A 13,397-nucleotide genomic window follows, 5' to 3' on the forward strand; every position below is an offset into this window, starting at 1 on the left:
TTGCGGGCCGCATCCCGGCGCGAAACGCGCGCAGGGGCTAAAATCAGAGGATCCCCAGACCAGAGTCTTTCATTGCCAATGTCGCGCACGATATTCGTCACCACCGCCCTTCCCTACGCCAACGGGTCCTTCCATATCGGCCACATCATGGAGTACATCCAGGCCGACATCTGGGTCCGCAGCATGCGCATGCAGGGTCACACGGTGCATTTCGTCTGTGCCGACGACGCGCACGGCGCCCCGATCATGCTCAAGGCCGAGTCCGAGCAGATCACGCCCGAGGCACTGGTGGCCCGCATCGCCGCCGAACGCCCGCAATACCTCAGCGGCTTTCATATCGCCTTCGACCACTGGCATTCCACGCACTCGTCCGAAAACACCGAGCTGTCGCAGGGCATCTATCGCCGCCTGCGCGATGCCGGCCTGATCGAAACGCGCACCATTGAACAGTTCTATGACCCGGTCAAGGGCATGTTCCTGGCCGACCGCTACATCAAGGGCACCTGCCCCAAGTGCAAGTCCAAAGACCAGTACGGGGATTCGTGCGAAGTGTGCGGCGCAGTCTATGCGCCCACCGACCTGATCGACCCGTACTCGACGCTGACCGGCGCCACGCCGGTACTGAAGAGTTCAGAACACTTCTTCTTTAAGCTGTCCGACCCGCGCTGCGTGGAATTCCTGCAGCAATGGACGGTGGGCGCCAACCCGTCGGGCCTGCCCCGCCTGCAGCCCGAGGTCTATGCCAAGACCCGCGAGTGGCTGGGCGAAGAAGGCAAGCTCAATGACTGGGACATCTCGCGCGATGCGCCCTATTTCGGCATCGAGATTCCCGATGCGCCAGGCAAGTACTTCTATGTGTGGCTGGACGCCCCGGTCGGCTATCTGGCCTCGCTCAAGGCCTATTGCGCCAAGGCGGGCCTGGACTTCGACGCCCTGCTCGATCCGGCCGGCAGCACCGAGCAGTACCACTTCATCGGCAAGGACATCGTGTATTTCCACGCGCTGTTCTGGCCCGCCATGCTCAAGTTCGCCGGCCGCAAGACGCCCGACGGCCTGAACGTGCACGGTTTCATTACCGTCAGCGGCGAAAAGATGTCCAAGAGCCGCGGCACCGGCATTTCGCCGCTGCGCTATCTGGACATCGGCATGAACGCCGAATGGCTGCGTTACTACATTGCCGCCAAACTCAACGCGCATGTCGAAGACCTGGACTTCAACCCCGATGACTTCATCGCGCGCGTCAACAGCGACCTGGTCGGCAAGTACGTCAACATCGCCAGCCGCGCATCGAACTTCATCACCAAGCACTTCGACGGCGCGCTGGCTTACCAGGGCGACACGGCGGCATTGACCGATGAATTGGCCGGCACGACCGAAACCGTCCGCGCCGCCTTCGAAGCGCGTGAATACGGCAAGGCGCTGCGCGAGATCATGGCGTGTGCCGACCGCATCAATCAGGCGTTCGATGCCGCCCAGCCCTGGGTGATGGCCAAGCAGGCCGCCGCCCAGCCGGAACAGAAGGCCGCGCTGCAGGACGTATGTTCCCGCGCCGTGGCCGGCTTCAAGGCCCTGTCGGTCATGCTGACGCCGGTGCTGCCGGTGATCGCGACCCGCGTGGCGCGGGAACTGTTCGGCATGGACCGCGACTTCGTCTGGTCCGACGCCGCCGTCCTGCCTGACCATGTGGCGCCCTATCAGCATCTTGCGCAGCGGGTCGACCCCAAGATGCTGGACGCGCTGTTCGAGCCGCCCCCGGCCCCTGCTGCGCCAGCACTGATCCCGGGCGGCGAGCCGATCGCCGACACCATCACCATCGACGATTTTGCCAAAATCGACCTGCGCATCGCCAAGATCGTGAACTGCGAGCACGTGGAAGGTTCCGACAAGCTGCTGCGCCTGACGCTGGACGCGGGCGAGGGCCGGATGCGAAACGTGTTTTCGGGGATCAAGTCGGCGTATGAACCCGCCGATCTGATCGGCAAGCTGACCGTGCTGGTCGCCAACCTGGCGCCGCGCAAGATGAAATTTGGCGTGTCGGAAGGAATGGTGCTCGCCGCGAGCGATCGCGACGAGAAGGCCAAGCCAGGGATCTATGTGCTGGAGCCCGTGGAAGGCGCCACCCCCGGCATGCGGGTCAGGTAGTCGTTTTTGACTGTTGCCGGATCCGGTTCACGACCATCCGGTCGTTCAGGCGTTTGACGATGGACGACCCGGTGGTCACGAACAGGAAGGGGAACAGCCCATGGATCAGGGCCGCGAAACCGGCGCGAAACATGCTGCGGGCAAAGCTCCAGGACACGCCAAGGTGTTCGACGTAGGTTTCACCGACGTTGCGCGGGTGTTCGGTGAAAGACAGCTTGGACATCGGTTTCTCCTGAATCGTGATCCTTGAAAAATGTTATCAGTAGGGGCAGGCAAAATTTCTGCTAAAACTGACGTCATATGGCTTGTTCAGGCAGTTTCATTCGCTCAATCGCGGCTGGTACGAAATATTTTTTCTTAGTCGAGTGTGGCGGAGCGCTGGCGCCCGGTGCAGTACACTCGCCCGCAATCCCCAGCCATCGTTCAAAGGGTAGTCATGGCCAAGAGTTACGAGTCCGAAATCACCCACTTCCTGCAAAAACTGAAGGAAGAGCGTCCGCAGCTGGATGCCGAGCAGCAGCAAGGTCGCGCCCGCCTGTGGGACAAGACCATCGATCCTGAACTGACGCAGGAATTCGATGCGTCCACCGTTTCCCAGAAGCCGTACGTTTACTTTTCCGCCGACTGATCGTCCGGCGTCGTGGCCGGACAGCTGCCCAGCGGCAAGGCGTTGGCCGCATTGAGGGCGCCCGACGTGGATAGCACGCCCGACACCATCGACGGCGTCGCCATCGCTCGCCTGTACGGCGAGCCCCTGTTTGCCCTTCCCAACGATCTCTATATCCCGCCCGACGCGCTCGAAGTGTTCCTGGAAACCTTCGAAGGCCCGCTGGATCTGCTGCTGTACCTGATCCGCAAGCAGAACTTCAACGTCCTCGACATTCCGATGGCCGAGGTCACCAAGCAGTACCTGTCGTATGTGGAGCAGATCCGGGTGCACAACCTGGAACTGGCCGCGGAATACCTGCTCATGGCGGCGCTGCTGATCGAGATCAAATCGCGCATGCTGCTGCCGGTGCGCAAATCGGATTCCGACGAAGACGTCGAAGATCCCCGCGCCGAACTGGTCCGCCGCCTGCTCGAATACGAACAGATGAAGCTTGCCGCGCGCAGGATCGACGCCCTGCCGCAACTGGGCCGCGATTTCGTGCGCACGGGCGTGCTGCTGGACCAGACCACCGAACGGCGACTGCCTGATGTAACGGCGATCGACCTGCGCGACGCCTGGGCCGAGATCGTGCGCCGCGCCAAGCTCAATGCCCATCACCACATCTCGCGTGAAGCGCTATCGGTCCGGGACCACATGAGCCAGATCCTGCGCCGCCTGCAGGGCGTGCGGTACATGGAGTTCACGGAACTGTTCATGCAGAAGGTGCAGGAAGGCGCCGGCGTCCCGATCATCGTTGTCCACTTCATCGCGATGCTGGAACTGGCGCGCGAATCGCTGCTGGATATCACCCAGGCCGAGCCCTACGCACCGATCTACGTGCGCCTGGGATTCACCGCCATCGCCCAGGACGCCTGACTCGTCCGATTGAGCATTTGGCGCGCCCGCGCCGCTGCTGTAGGATGCGCCCGATACGACGCGCCTTGCGCGAGCCGGGCGCCCGGCGGTCCGCACGATTCTTTCCGATTCCTCTCTTTTCACAAGCTACGCCCATGAAGGTTGTCCACACCATTGAAGAGCTGCGCGATCAATTGCGCGGCCAGTTGCGAGTCTCGTTCGTACCGACGATGGGCAACCTGCATGAAGGCCACCTGGCGCTGATGAAGACCGCGCGGCACCATGGCGACCCGGTCGTGGCCAGCATCTTCGTGAACCGCCTGCAGTTCGGGCCGAACGAAGACTTTGATCGCTACCCCCGCACGCTCGCGTCCGACATCGCCAAGCTGGAAGCGGACCGCAACGTGTATGCGCTGTTTGCGCCGGACGAACGCGAGATGTACCCCGAGCCGCAAAGCTACCGGGTGCAGCCACCGTCCGAGCTGGGCGACATCCTTGAAGGGGAATTTCGCCCCGGTTTCTTCCAGGGCGTGTGCACGGTGGTGCTCAAGCTGCTGTCCTGTGTGCAGCCCAAGGTGGCCGTGTTCGGCAAGAAGGACTATCAGCAACTGATGGTGGTGCGCGCCATGTGCCGCCAGTTCCAGTTGCCGATCGAGATCATTCCGCAAGAAACCGTGCGAGCCGCCGACGGCTTGGCGCTGTCGTCCCGCAATATGTACCTGACCCCAGAAGACCGGGCCGAGGCGCCCCAGCTGTACGCCGCCCTGCAGTCGGTCAAGACCCGCCTGCATGAAGGCGAACGCGATGCCGATACCCTGGGCCGGATCGCGACCGATCACCTGAACGCCCGCGGCTGGAAGGTCGATTACGTCGCCGTACGCCGCCAGCGGGACCTGAAAGCGCCCACGGCCGACGACATGCATGGCGGCGAACCGCTGGTCGTGCTGTCGGCCGCCAAGCTCGGCGCCACGCGCCTCATCGACAACCTCGAGCTCTGATTTAGCGAGCACCTACACCGCGCGCTGACACCGCGTGCCGCCACTGCGCCGTCAAAGTGACTGCAAGGAATTGATACATCGCAGGAGACCGGTTCGGGTACGACATCGGTCTCAGGATGGTTTACGATTACGCCCATGCTCGAAGACCTCGACCAACTCTCGACCCGTATTGCTCAGCTGGTGCAGCTGACTCAACACGTCCGCGCCGAAAATCAGGCGCTGCGCACCGAGCTCGGCAAGCGCGACGTGCGCATCCAGCAACTGCGCGAAACCGTGGAAATGGCGCAGATCCGCGTCGATGACGTGCTGGCCCGCCTGCCCGGCAAGCCGCCGGAAGCAACGGCTGACGCTGACGCCGATGCCGACCCGGGCGTTGACGCCGCCGCCGACACCGACATCGATCCGGACGCAAGCCCGGCCGACGACATCGACGGCGACTGGGCGGATGCCCGGACTGACGCCGATACCGACCCCTCTTTATCTGACGAAGCCGGCGACGGCGTGCGGAGTGCTCATGGAACGCCTTGACGTCACCATACTGGGACGCGAGTATCCACTTGCCTGCGCCCCGGAAGAACAGGAAGCGCTGCTTGAAGCCGCCAGCATGGTGGACCGCGCCATGCAGCGTATCAAGGCCGCCGGCAAAATCGGCAGCACCGAACGCATCGCGGTGATGGCAGCCTTGCAGATCGCAGGCGACCTGTTGAACGCCAAGGCGCCCGACGGGCCCCTTTCGCAGCTTGCAGTCGGCGACTACAAGCGTAAGATCGAAACCATGAACCAGATGCTTGACGCAGAGCTCGGTCCGCAAGACAAGCTGCTATAGCGCAAGCTGCCATAAGGCAAGCTTCAAGGCGGGCGGCGCCTTCAACGCGTTGCGTACGCAACGAGTTGTACGGAAGTCGCCCTTCGGGGTATTGAATCCCGCCGAAATGGTGTAATTTAAAGCCTAGGGTGTTCGACAGCCTGAACAGCAGTACCGCAGTATCGCAGTACCGATTTATCTTCCCTGCAGTGTTCGTGTTTGGCCATATATTCCTTGGACCCATGCTATGGCATGAGGTTGCGGGAATCGCCACCCAGGCGTGATCGTTTCTCTGTCAAACGAACCCAATGAGTGGCTGACTGCGACCGACCTTGAACTTAACGGTTCAGGATGCCGGCCTAGCGGCACAGGCGGGGATCTATTCCGCGACCCGGAGCGTTGATACGCTTCCGGGTCGTTTGTTTTTGTGCGTTCGCTTTGCGACACCGCCACTGCCGCACAACGATTTGTGCGGAGCAACATGGCCAGTCCGTGGCACTATGCGTGCGCCTCCCACATTCGAGTATTCCCGCATGGACCTTTCCTTTATTGCCGCCCTGCTCGTGCTTGGCGCCGCCACGGGCTTTGCCGCCGGCCTGCTTGGCATTGGCGGCGGCATGATCATGGTGCCCTTCCTGACCTTTCTGTTCACGTGGCAGAAGATGCCGGCCGACCTGATCATCCACGCGGCGATCGCCACGTCGATGGCGTCCATCCTGTTCACGTCGGTATCCAGCGTCATGGCGCACCAGAAAAAAGGCGCCATCCGCTGGAACATCGTCGGGCAGTTCGCGCCGGGCCTGGTGATCGGTGGCCTGCTGGCCGGCGGCGCCGTCTTTGCCGTGCTCAAGACCGGGTGGCTGGCCCTGCTCTTTACCTTGTTCGTGGGCTATTCGGCCGTGCAGATGCTGTTGAACAAGAAGCCCAAGCCCAGCCGCCAAATGCCCGGTGTCGTGGGCACGGCGGCAACCGGCACCGGTATCGGTTTCCTGTCCGGCCTGGTCGGCGCCGGCGGCGGCTTTGTGTCGGTACCTTTCATGACCTGGTGCAACGTCCCCCTGCATAACGCCGTGGCAACCTCGGCCGCGCTGGGCTTTCCGATCGCGCTGGCCAATACGGTCGGTTACATCTGGTCAGGCATGCAGCAGCAGATCACCTACCCCGGCATGTTCGGCTATGTATATTGGCCTGCGCTGCTCGTGCTCATCGTTTCGAGTGTCCTGACCGCGCCGCTTGGCGCCAACGCGGCCCACAAGCTGCCGGTCGCGACGCTCAAACGTGTGTTCGCCTGGGTCCTGATGGCGCTTGCGCTCTACATGGCCTACAAGGCGTACACCGCGTTCGCGGTCTGATCGGCGTCCTATCGTCGCGGGTCATGATCACGCACGTCCGGCGGGCAGTCCCCTGATATTCAAAGGATGATCGTTATGGCCCGTTTTCTGACTCGTACGGTGTTGTCTGCCGCCCTGTCCACCGCATTGTCCACCGCGGCCCTTACCGGGGCCCTTCTTGCGCCGGGCGTGGCGGCCGCACAGACGCCGCCTCCATCGGCGGCAGCCCGTCCGGAACTGCCGCAGCTGTCGCTCGAAGCCGCGGCGTCGAGCGACGTGGCGCAGGACAAGGTCGAAGTCACCCTGGCCAAGGAAATCGAAGGCGCCGACCAGGCGCAGCTGTCCGACCAATTGAACAAGGTGCTGGCCTCGACGCTGGCCACGGCCAAGCGCAACACCAAGGTCGAATCGCGCAGCGGCAACTACCGCGTGTGGGCCAATACCGATCGCAACGGCAAGATCACCGGCTGGCGCGGTCGCGCCGAACTGGTGCTCGAGTCCAAGGACTTCGTGGCCGCATCGACGTTGGCAGGCGAGTTGAGCCAGGCCATGGCCGTTGCCAACATCAACTTCTCGCTGTCGCGCGAAGCGCGTGAAGCCGAAGAACAGCGCCTGTTGCAGGAAGCCGCCAAGGCCTTCGGCGTACGTGCGACCAGCGCCGCGCAGGCGTTCGGCTTTGGCAGCTATGCCGTCAAGACCTTGGATCTGAGCGGCAGCGGCACGGTTTATACGCAGCGCCCCATGATGATGCGTGCAGCGTCTGCCGACGCAAAGATGGCGGAAGCCCTGCCGCTGGAAGCCGGCAAGGCCACCGTCACGGTGTCGGTGCGTGGCACGGTGGAATTGCTGGGCACGCAGCAACGCTAAGCCTCGGCGCCGCGCAGTACCCATGATCCGCGATCGCTGCGGACATGAAAAAAGGCACCGGAACCCCGGTGCCTTTTTGTATTCGGGCGGTAGCGGCACAATGCGCCACCGCCCTTCTTCCTGCTCCAGCACCTTGCCTTCAAACCACGACGTCAGACCACAGCGTGCGGACTGCGGCGTGACATATAGAACATGATGGCGCCGATCACCACCATCGGGATCGACAGCCACTGCCCCATGGTGAAGCCGGCGGCCAGCAGGCCCAGGAAGTTGTCGGGTTCCCGGGTGTACTCGACCAGGAAGCGCGCGACACCATATCCCATCAGGAATACGGCGCTGATCTGCCCGATGGGCCGCGATTTGCTGGCAAAGCCCCACACCAGCAGGAACAGCAGCAGACCTTCGGCGCCAAATTCATACAGCTGCGACGGGTGACGCGGGATGTTGTCGCCGGCCTGCGGAAAGATCATGCCCCACGACACGCTGGTGGCCCGGCCCCACAGTTCGCCGTTGATGAAGTTGCCCATGCGGCCCGCCGCCAGGCCCAACGGCACGAGCGGCGCCACGAAATCACCGATCTCCAGGAAGCGCTTGCCGCGGCTGCGCGCAAACATGGCCATCACGAACAGCACACCCAGCAGCCCGCCGTGGAAGGACATGCCGCCCTGCCACACCTCGAAGATTTCCAGCGGATGCGCCAGGTAGTAGCTGGCCTTGTAGAAGATCACATAGCCCAGCCGCCCGCCAATCACCACGCCGAGCACGCTGTAGAACAGCAGGTCATCCAGATCGCGGTGGGTGAGCGATGTCTTGCCGTGCGAAATGCGCCAGCGACCCAGGCCCCACGCAAACAGGAAGGCGAGCAGGTACATCAGCCCATACCAGCGGATCGCGACGGGACCGATGGCAAACGCGATCGGAGAAAATTCAGGATGAACCAGCATCGACTAGCCTTATAGAGACGGCGGGCGCCGCCGCGTAAAGAATGAGCAGGATGATAACCGCTGCGCGCGACAGGAAAAGGATCGGCGCCGGGCGATTTGACTCCATCCCACACGTGCGCGAGACTTCGGGCGACACTTTTTCCGGATCGCCCATGCTTCGCCCGTCTGCCGTGCTGTGTGCTTTTCTGCTTTTCGGTGCGCCTGCGGCGGCGTCCACGGCGGGCGCGGCCGAGATCACCGGCCCGGAACTGGCCAAGGCCCGCGTCTGCCTGGCCTGTCACCAGATCGACAGCAAGCGCGTCGGCCCGGCCTGGAAAAGCGTGGCGGCCAAGTACGCCGGCCAGCCGGACGCACAGTCCAGACTGGAAACATCCATCCGGCGGGGGAGCGCAAACCGGTGGGGCAAGGTGCCGATGCCGGCGCAGAACCACGTGTCCGAAGAGGAGGCCAGGCGGCTGGCGGCCTGGATACTCACCCTCAATAAGTAGAAGGCACAGTCCCTCGGGGTCGTTAGTCAACGCTGACCGCGGCAGGGTGTCATCCTGCCTGTAGACCGAGGACTAGGCCGGGCGAGGTGATATAACCTCGCCAGCATCCCAGCTTCAAACCAGAACCCAGGCAGCCACAGCGCCCACGATCGCGCACTTCGCCAGGATCAAGTCTTGCGACGGTCCGCGGGATCCAGTGGATGCGTCGCTCAAAGAGAGGAATCATGACGACTCAGAACGAAAAGGCCGTTTTTGGCGGCGGATGTTTTTGGTGTGTCGAAGCCGTATTCCAGCAATTGCAAGGCGTGAACAAGGTCGAGTCGGGCTACGCAGGCGGCCATGTCGACCGCCCCACCTATCACCAGGTGTGCGAGGGCAATACCGGGCATATCGAAGTGGCTGAAGTGACCTTCGATCCGTCCGTCATCACCTTCAAGGACTTGCTGGCGGTGTTCTTTGCGTCGCACGATCCGACGACGCTGGACCGCCAGGGCAATGACGCCGGTCCGCAATACCGGTCCGCCATTTTCTGGCAAACGCCGGAACAGCGCGACGTTGCGCAGGCCTATATGGACGAACTGTCGGCCGCGAACACGTTTGGCGCCCCTATCGTGACCAAGCTCCTTCCGCCCGCCAAACTCTGGCCCGCCGAGGACTATCACCGGGACTACTTCCTCCGTAATCCTGGCCAGGGCTATTGCGCGGTCGTGATTGCTCCCAAGGTCACGAAACTGCGCAAGACCTTTGCCGACAAGCTGAAGACGCCGGCCTGAGCACGGCGGCGGCGAGGCCTCTGGAGCGACGCACGAAAAAAGGGCGGGATCACCAAAGTGATCCCGCCCTTTTTGTTGCCCGCTGACCGGGCCAGGCGGAAAGGCGGACAGACCGCCAGTCCGCCCGCCGAGGGATCACCGCACCACGGCCAGTTCCGACCGGTCGGCGCCCTTGTAGGTGTACAGCGTCAGTGCACCGTTCTTGATGTCGCCGTTCTTGTCGAAAGTGATCGGCCCGGTCACACCCTTGTAGCTGATCTTGTACAGCTCGGGGCCGTACTTGGCGGGGTCGGCCGAATTGGCTTTCTTCATGGCTTCGACCATCACCATCATGGCGTCGTACACGTAGGGCGCGTACAGCTGGACATCGCCATTGAAGCGCTTCTTGTACTTGGCGCGGAAGGCGTCCATGGTTGTCTTCTGTTCACCCGCCACGCCACCTGCTTCGGCGCACACCACCTTGCCGTTGCCGATGGCGTCACCCGCCAGGCGCGACAGCGACGTCGTGCAGATGCCGTCGCCGCCCATCAGGTGCGCTTCAATGCCCAGGGCTTTCATCTGGCGCAGCATCGGGCCGGCCACGGCGTCCATCCCGCCAAAGAACACCACGTCAGGCTTGTTGGCCTTCATGGAAGTCAGGATGGCCTGGAAGTCGGTGGCCTTGTCGGTGGTGTACTGACGGCTGACGATCTTGCCGCCCGCAGCGGCCGCCGACTTGGCGAATTCTTCGGCAACGCCCTGGCCGTAGGCCGTGCGATCGTCCACCACCGCAAAATTCTTGGCCTTCAGTTCCTTGACCGCATAGCGGCCCAGGGTGCCGCCCAGCTGGCCGTCGTTGGCGACCACGCGGAACGTGGTGTCGTAGCCCTGCTTGGTATAGGCGGTGCCGGTGGACGCTGGCGAGATCTGCACGATGCCCGCGTCGTAGTAGATCTTGGATGCCGGGATCGAGGTGCCGGTGTTCAGGTGACCGATCACGCCGTTGACCTTGGCGTCGACCAGTTTCTGGGCGGCGGCCGTACCCTGCTTGGGGTCGGACGCATCATCTTCGGCCAGCAGCTCGAACTTCACTTTCTTGCCACCCAGCGTGACGCCCGCGGCATTCAGGTCTTCCACCGCCATGCGCGCACTGTTCTCCATATCCTTGCCCAGGTGGGCGATGGGGCCGGTGGTGGGTGCGACGTGCCCGAGCTTGACCACGACTTCCTGGGCGACGGCGCCAAAGGACACCACGGTCAGGCCGGCGGCCAGGGCGAACGGAAGCAAACGAATAGACATGGACACTCCTGGGGGTTCGTGCCGCTGGGCCCGCTGCGCCAGCGTACAATTTCGCAGCAACAAACATACATGAAAAACCGCACATCAGGGTCGATATGTCGAGACACTCATGGACACGGCGCGCCCTGCTAAGCGCCGCCGTTGCCACCGCCTGCGGGGCGCTTGCCCCCGCCTTTGCACAAGCGCCGGCCGCCCCGGCCTGGCCCACCCACCCGCTGCGCTTCATCGTGCCCTATCCGCCCGGCGGTCCGCTGGATGTCATGGCGCGCGCGCTGGCCGAAAAACTGCGCGTCAGTCTGGGCCAGACCGTGGTTGTTGAAAACAAGCCGGGCGCCGGCGGGAACATCGGCGCCGACCTGGTCGCCAAGGCCACGCCCGATGGCTACACCCTGGTCATGGGGGCCGTCGCCACGCACGCGATCAACCCCGCCCTGTTCCCGAACATTCCGTACGACGCGATCAAGGACTTTGCGCCGATCTCGCTCGTGGCGTCGGTGCCGAACGTGCTGGTGATGAATCCGGCCACCGCCGACAAGCTGGGCGTTCGCAACGTGGCCGACCTGCTCGCCTACGCACGCAAGAATCCGGGCAAGCTGAACATGGGGTCGGGCGGCAATGGCAGCGCGGGCCACCTGGCCGGCGAACTGCTCAAGGCGCGCGCGCAGGTGTTCGCCGCGCACATCCCGTATCCGGGCTCGGTGCCGGCGCAACTTGCGCTATTGAGCGCACAGACCGATTTCATGTTCGACAACCTGGCGTCCGCCGCCCCGCTGATCGCATCGGGCAAACTGAAGGCGCTTGCAGTGACCACCGCCGCGCCGTCGCCCTTGCTGCCCGGCGTGCCCACCTTGATGCAGGCCGGGGTCAAGAACTTTGATCTGGGAACCTGGTTCGGGGTGTTCACCACCGGCCGCACGCCGGCGGCCGTGGTGCACCGCTTGAGCGAGGCGACCACGGCCGCCTTGCGCAGCCCCGATCTGCGTCAGCGACTGCAAGCCATGGGATCGGATGCCGAACCCACCACACCCGAGGCCTTCGCGGCGCTGGTCAAGGCCGATCTGGCCAAGTACGCCGAGATCGTGAAGGTATCGGGCGCGCGGCTCAACTGAGCCGATGGATGGTGGAGCCGGACTGTGCGCCCAGGCCGCCATTGGCGCCACTGCCGCCCGGCCGTGCGGCGGGCGGGACCGGGACGCCGAGGGCAGATGGGGGTGGCCCACCCGACTGCGTCGGCGCCGCCGGTTCGGCCAGCACGGGCTGCCCCATCGGTGCGCCCATCTTCATTTGTGTCATGAGCCACTCGATATATCGGCTGTGAACGCGCGCGGACAGTTCAACGGCGTTGCGTACGCCCAACTTCGCCATCACGCGGGCCCGGTGGACCTCCACCGTACGGGTGGAGATACCCAACCTGTCGGCTATCACCTTGTTGGCGCGGCCTTCGAGCAGCAAAGCCATCACTTCTCGTTCACGCGGCGTAAGCCGATTGGTCCATTCTTGTTCGCCGGGATAGTTGTGCGCCGCCATATTGCCTTCCTTGAACTACGTGATCGTGTGGCAGATAAGGACTAGCCACACTGGTAAGCCAAGTCTTGCAGGGTTCAAAAGACAGAAAAACTGTCAACACTGACAGGCTCCTGAAAGCGCGCACAAGTAGGTGGGATCAAGTTCCCACATTTCCATCGATTGTCGGGAAAACCCCGAGCAACCGGCGCGAAAATCATCGTTGCGGCACGAATCTCCTGAGCTAACATTCGCGGCTTGCTAGTGAAGTCAGATAGGAGCCCACTTCCAATGCGTATTCGGTCACAACAAAACTTCTGGTCCGGGGTGATGTTTCTCGCCATCGGAATATTCTTCGCCGGTAACGCCGTCGAATATTCCATGGGCACCGCCGCCAAAATGGGGCCTGGCTATTTTCCCTTCTGGCTCGGGGTCATTCTCGCGTTGCTGGGTGTAGTCATCGGCATTTCCGGTTTGTCCTCGAAGGCACAGGAGACGAAAGTCGAAGGTTGGGACTTTCGTGTCATGTTCCTGGTGCTCGGTTCGGTCGTCCTCTTCGGCGTCCTGCTGCGTCCTCTCGGTATCTTCGTTTCGATCTTTATCCTCGTCGTGCTCAGTAGCCTCGCCAGCCACGAGTTCAACTGGAAAGTCGCTGTCATCAACGCACTCTGCCTGGCAGTTTTCGCCTGGGCGGTGTTCGTCAAGGGTCTGGGATTGATTTTCCCGCTTTGGCCAACCTTCCTCGGCCTGAATTAAGGAGCCCC

The 13,397-nt window shown here is 63.0% G+C and carries 15 protein-coding genes, 1 other RNA gene and 1 pseudogene; 13 read left to right on the forward strand and 4 right to left on the reverse strand.

Annotated features, from left to right (window positions below; translation table 11 throughout):
• Positions 1-78 precede the first annotated feature (78 nt).
• Positions 79-2,142 carry a methionine--tRNA ligase gene (metG, locus tag IE116_RS11500; RefSeq protein WP_189612549.1) on the forward strand — a complete coding sequence of 688 codons (2,064 nt, stop codon included), beginning with the start codon at positions 79-81 and terminating at the stop codon, positions 2,140-2,142.
• On the opposite strand, the gene IE116_RS11505 is transcribed toward metG, so the two are convergent.
• Entirely contained in the window at positions 2,135-2,365 is a 231-nt protein-coding gene (locus IE116_RS11505; protein WP_189612551.1) for a DUF6356 family protein, read from the reverse strand. The two genes, metG and IE116_RS11505, sit on opposite strands and share 8 nt — an antisense overlap.
• A 213-nt stretch (positions 2,366-2,578) precedes the next feature.
• Between IE116_RS11505 and IE116_RS11510 the strand changes: the two genes are divergently transcribed.
• The 8 genes from IE116_RS11510 (at position 2,579) to IE116_RS11545 (ending at position 7,647) form a co-directional block, all read left to right on the forward strand.
• Positions 2,579-2,770, forward strand: a complete 192-nt coding sequence (locus IE116_RS11510; protein ID WP_179584915.1) for a DUF3460 family protein — start codon at positions 2,579-2,581, stop codon at positions 2,768-2,770.
• 12 nt (positions 2,771-2,782) lie between these two features.
• Positions 2,783-3,667, forward strand: a complete 885-nt coding sequence (locus tag IE116_RS11515; protein ID WP_189612553.1) for a segregation and condensation protein A — start codon at positions 2,783-2,785, stop codon at positions 3,665-3,667.
• A 134-nt stretch (positions 3,668-3,801) separates the two neighbouring features.
• Positions 3,802-4,644 carry a pantoate--beta-alanine ligase gene (gene panC, locus IE116_RS11520; protein WP_189612555.1) on the forward strand — a complete coding sequence of 281 codons (843 nt, stop codon included), beginning with the start codon at positions 3,802-3,804 and terminating at the stop codon, positions 4,642-4,644.
• Positions 4,645-4,779: 135 nt separating this feature from the next.
• The gene (locus IE116_RS11525; RefSeq protein ID WP_189612557.1) at positions 4,780-5,172 is read left to right on the forward strand and encodes a cell division protein ZapB; all 393 of its coding nucleotides are present in this window, start codon (positions 4,780-4,782) and stop codon (positions 5,170-5,172) included.
• Entirely contained in the window at positions 5,159-5,470 is a 312-nt protein-coding gene (locus IE116_RS11530; protein WP_189612559.1) for a cell division protein ZapA, read from the forward strand. The genes IE116_RS11525 and IE116_RS11530 overlap by 14 nt, the downstream gene beginning before the upstream one ends.
• Positions 5,471-5,647: 177 nt before the next feature.
• Positions 5,648-5,831: non-coding RNA, 6S RNA (gene ssrS / locus IE116_RS11535), on the forward strand.
• 151 nt (positions 5,832-5,982) lie between these two features.
• Complete coding sequence (locus tag IE116_RS11540; protein ID WP_189612561.1) at positions 5,983-6,801, forward strand: sulfite exporter TauE/SafE family protein; 819 nt, start codon at positions 5,983-5,985, stop codon at positions 6,799-6,801.
• 75 nt (positions 6,802-6,876) lie between these two features.
• Positions 6,877-7,647, forward strand: a complete 771-nt coding sequence (locus IE116_RS11545) for an SIMPL domain-containing protein (RefSeq protein WP_189612563.1) — start codon at positions 6,877-6,879, stop codon at positions 7,645-7,647.
• A gap of 152 nt (positions 7,648-7,799) precedes the next feature.
• On the opposite strand, the gene lgt is transcribed toward IE116_RS11545, so the two are convergent.
• Positions 7,800-8,591: a prolipoprotein diacylglyceryl transferase gene (lgt, locus tag IE116_RS11550; protein WP_189612565.1), complete on the reverse strand. Its 792-nt coding sequence runs from the start codon at positions 8,589-8,591 to the stop codon at positions 7,800-7,802.
• A gap of 152 nt (positions 8,592-8,743) precedes the next feature.
• Here lgt and IE116_RS11555 point away from each other — a divergent pair, with 152 nt between their 5' ends.
• Together IE116_RS11555 and msrA are read left to right on the forward strand one after the other, a co-directional pair.
• Positions 8,744-9,079, forward strand: coding sequence for a c-type cytochrome (locus tag IE116_RS11555; protein ID WP_189612566.1), 336 nt, complete (start codon positions 8,744-8,746; stop codon positions 9,077-9,079).
• A 224-nt stretch (positions 9,080-9,303) separates the two neighbouring features.
• Entirely contained in the window at positions 9,304-9,852 is a 549-nt protein-coding gene (gene msrA, locus IE116_RS11560; protein WP_189612569.1) for a peptide-methionine (S)-S-oxide reductase MsrA, read from the forward strand.
• A 135-nt stretch (positions 9,853-9,987) separates the two neighbouring features.
• On the opposite strand, the gene IE116_RS11565 is transcribed toward msrA, so the two are convergent.
• Positions 9,988-11,130 carry a branched-chain amino acid ABC transporter substrate-binding protein gene (locus tag IE116_RS11565; RefSeq protein ID WP_189612570.1) on the reverse strand — a complete coding sequence of 381 codons (1,143 nt, stop codon included), beginning with the start codon at positions 11,128-11,130 and terminating at the stop codon, positions 9,988-9,990.
• Between the two features lie 95 nt (positions 11,131-11,225).
• Between IE116_RS11565 and IE116_RS11570 the strand changes: the two genes are divergently transcribed.
• Positions 11,226-12,239 carry a Bug family tripartite tricarboxylate transporter substrate binding protein gene (locus IE116_RS11570; protein WP_189612572.1) on the forward strand — a complete coding sequence of 338 codons (1,014 nt, stop codon included), beginning with the start codon at positions 11,226-11,228 and terminating at the stop codon, positions 12,237-12,239.
• A 217-nt stretch (positions 12,240-12,456) separates the two neighbouring features.
• Here IE116_RS11570 and IE116_RS25890 read toward each other — a convergent pair.
• Positions 12,457-12,612: pseudogene (locus IE116_RS25890) on the reverse strand (response regulator transcription factor); the annotation flags it as partial.
• Positions 12,613-12,924: 312 nt separating this feature from the next.
• Between IE116_RS25890 and IE116_RS11580 the strand changes: the two are divergent.
• Positions 12,925-13,389, forward strand: a complete 465-nt coding sequence (locus IE116_RS11580) for a tripartite tricarboxylate transporter TctB family protein (RefSeq protein ID WP_189612576.1) — start codon at positions 12,925-12,927, stop codon at positions 13,387-13,389.
• Positions 13,390-13,397: the final 8 nt, after the last annotated feature.

Source organism: Pigmentiphaga litoralis, assembly GCF_014651835.1.
GTDB classification, from domain to species: domain Bacteria; phylum Pseudomonadota; class Gammaproteobacteria; order Burkholderiales; family Burkholderiaceae_B; genus Pigmentiphaga; species Pigmentiphaga litoralis.

What these genes read in the sequence shown, in the direction of transcription:
- IE116_RS11510 (WP_179584915.1), top strand. Translation starts at nt 2,579, where the DNA reads ATGGCCAAGAGTTACGAGTCCGAAATCACCCACTTCCTGCAAAAACTG.
- IE116_RS11530 (WP_189612559.1), top strand. Translation starts at nt 5,159, where the DNA reads ATGGAACGCCTTGACGTCACCATACTGGGACGCGAGTATCCACTTGCC.
- IE116_RS11565 (WP_189612570.1), bottom strand. Translation starts at nt 11,130, where the DNA reads ATGTCTATTCGTTTGCTTCCGTTCGCCCTGGCCGCCGGCCTGACCGTG.
- IE116_RS11545 (WP_189612563.1), top strand. Translation starts at nt 6,877, where the DNA reads ATGGCCCGTTTTCTGACTCGTACGGTGTTGTCTGCCGCCCTGTCCACC.
- IE116_RS11555 (WP_189612566.1), top strand. Translation starts at nt 8,744, where the DNA reads ATGCTTCGCCCGTCTGCCGTGCTGTGTGCTTTTCTGCTTTTCGGTGCG.
- metG (WP_189612549.1), top strand. Translation starts at nt 79, where the DNA reads ATGTCGCGCACGATATTCGTCACCACCGCCCTTCCCTACGCCAACGGG.
- lgt (WP_189612565.1), bottom strand. Translation starts at nt 8,591, where the DNA reads ATGCTGGTTCATCCTGAATTTTCTCCGATCGCGTTTGCCATCGGTCCC.
- msrA (WP_189612569.1), top strand. Translation starts at nt 9,304, where the DNA reads ATGACGACTCAGAACGAAAAGGCCGTTTTTGGCGGCGGATGTTTTTGG.
- IE116_RS11570 (WP_189612572.1), top strand. Translation starts at nt 11,226, where the DNA reads ATGTCGAGACACTCATGGACACGGCGCGCCCTGCTAAGCGCCGCCGTT.
- IE116_RS11580 (WP_189612576.1), top strand. Translation starts at nt 12,925, where the DNA reads ATGCGTATTCGGTCACAACAAAACTTCTGGTCCGGGGTGATGTTTCTC.
- IE116_RS11505 (WP_189612551.1), bottom strand. Translation starts at nt 2,365, where the DNA reads ATGTCCAAGCTGTCTTTCACCGAACACCCGCGCAACGTCGGTGAAACC.
- IE116_RS11525 (WP_189612557.1), top strand. Translation starts at nt 4,780, where the DNA reads ATGCTCGAAGACCTCGACCAACTCTCGACCCGTATTGCTCAGCTGGTG.
- panC (WP_189612555.1), top strand. Translation starts at nt 3,802, where the DNA reads ATGAAGGTTGTCCACACCATTGAAGAGCTGCGCGATCAATTGCGCGGC.
- IE116_RS11540 (WP_189612561.1), top strand. Translation starts at nt 5,983, where the DNA reads ATGGACCTTTCCTTTATTGCCGCCCTGCTCGTGCTTGGCGCCGCCACG.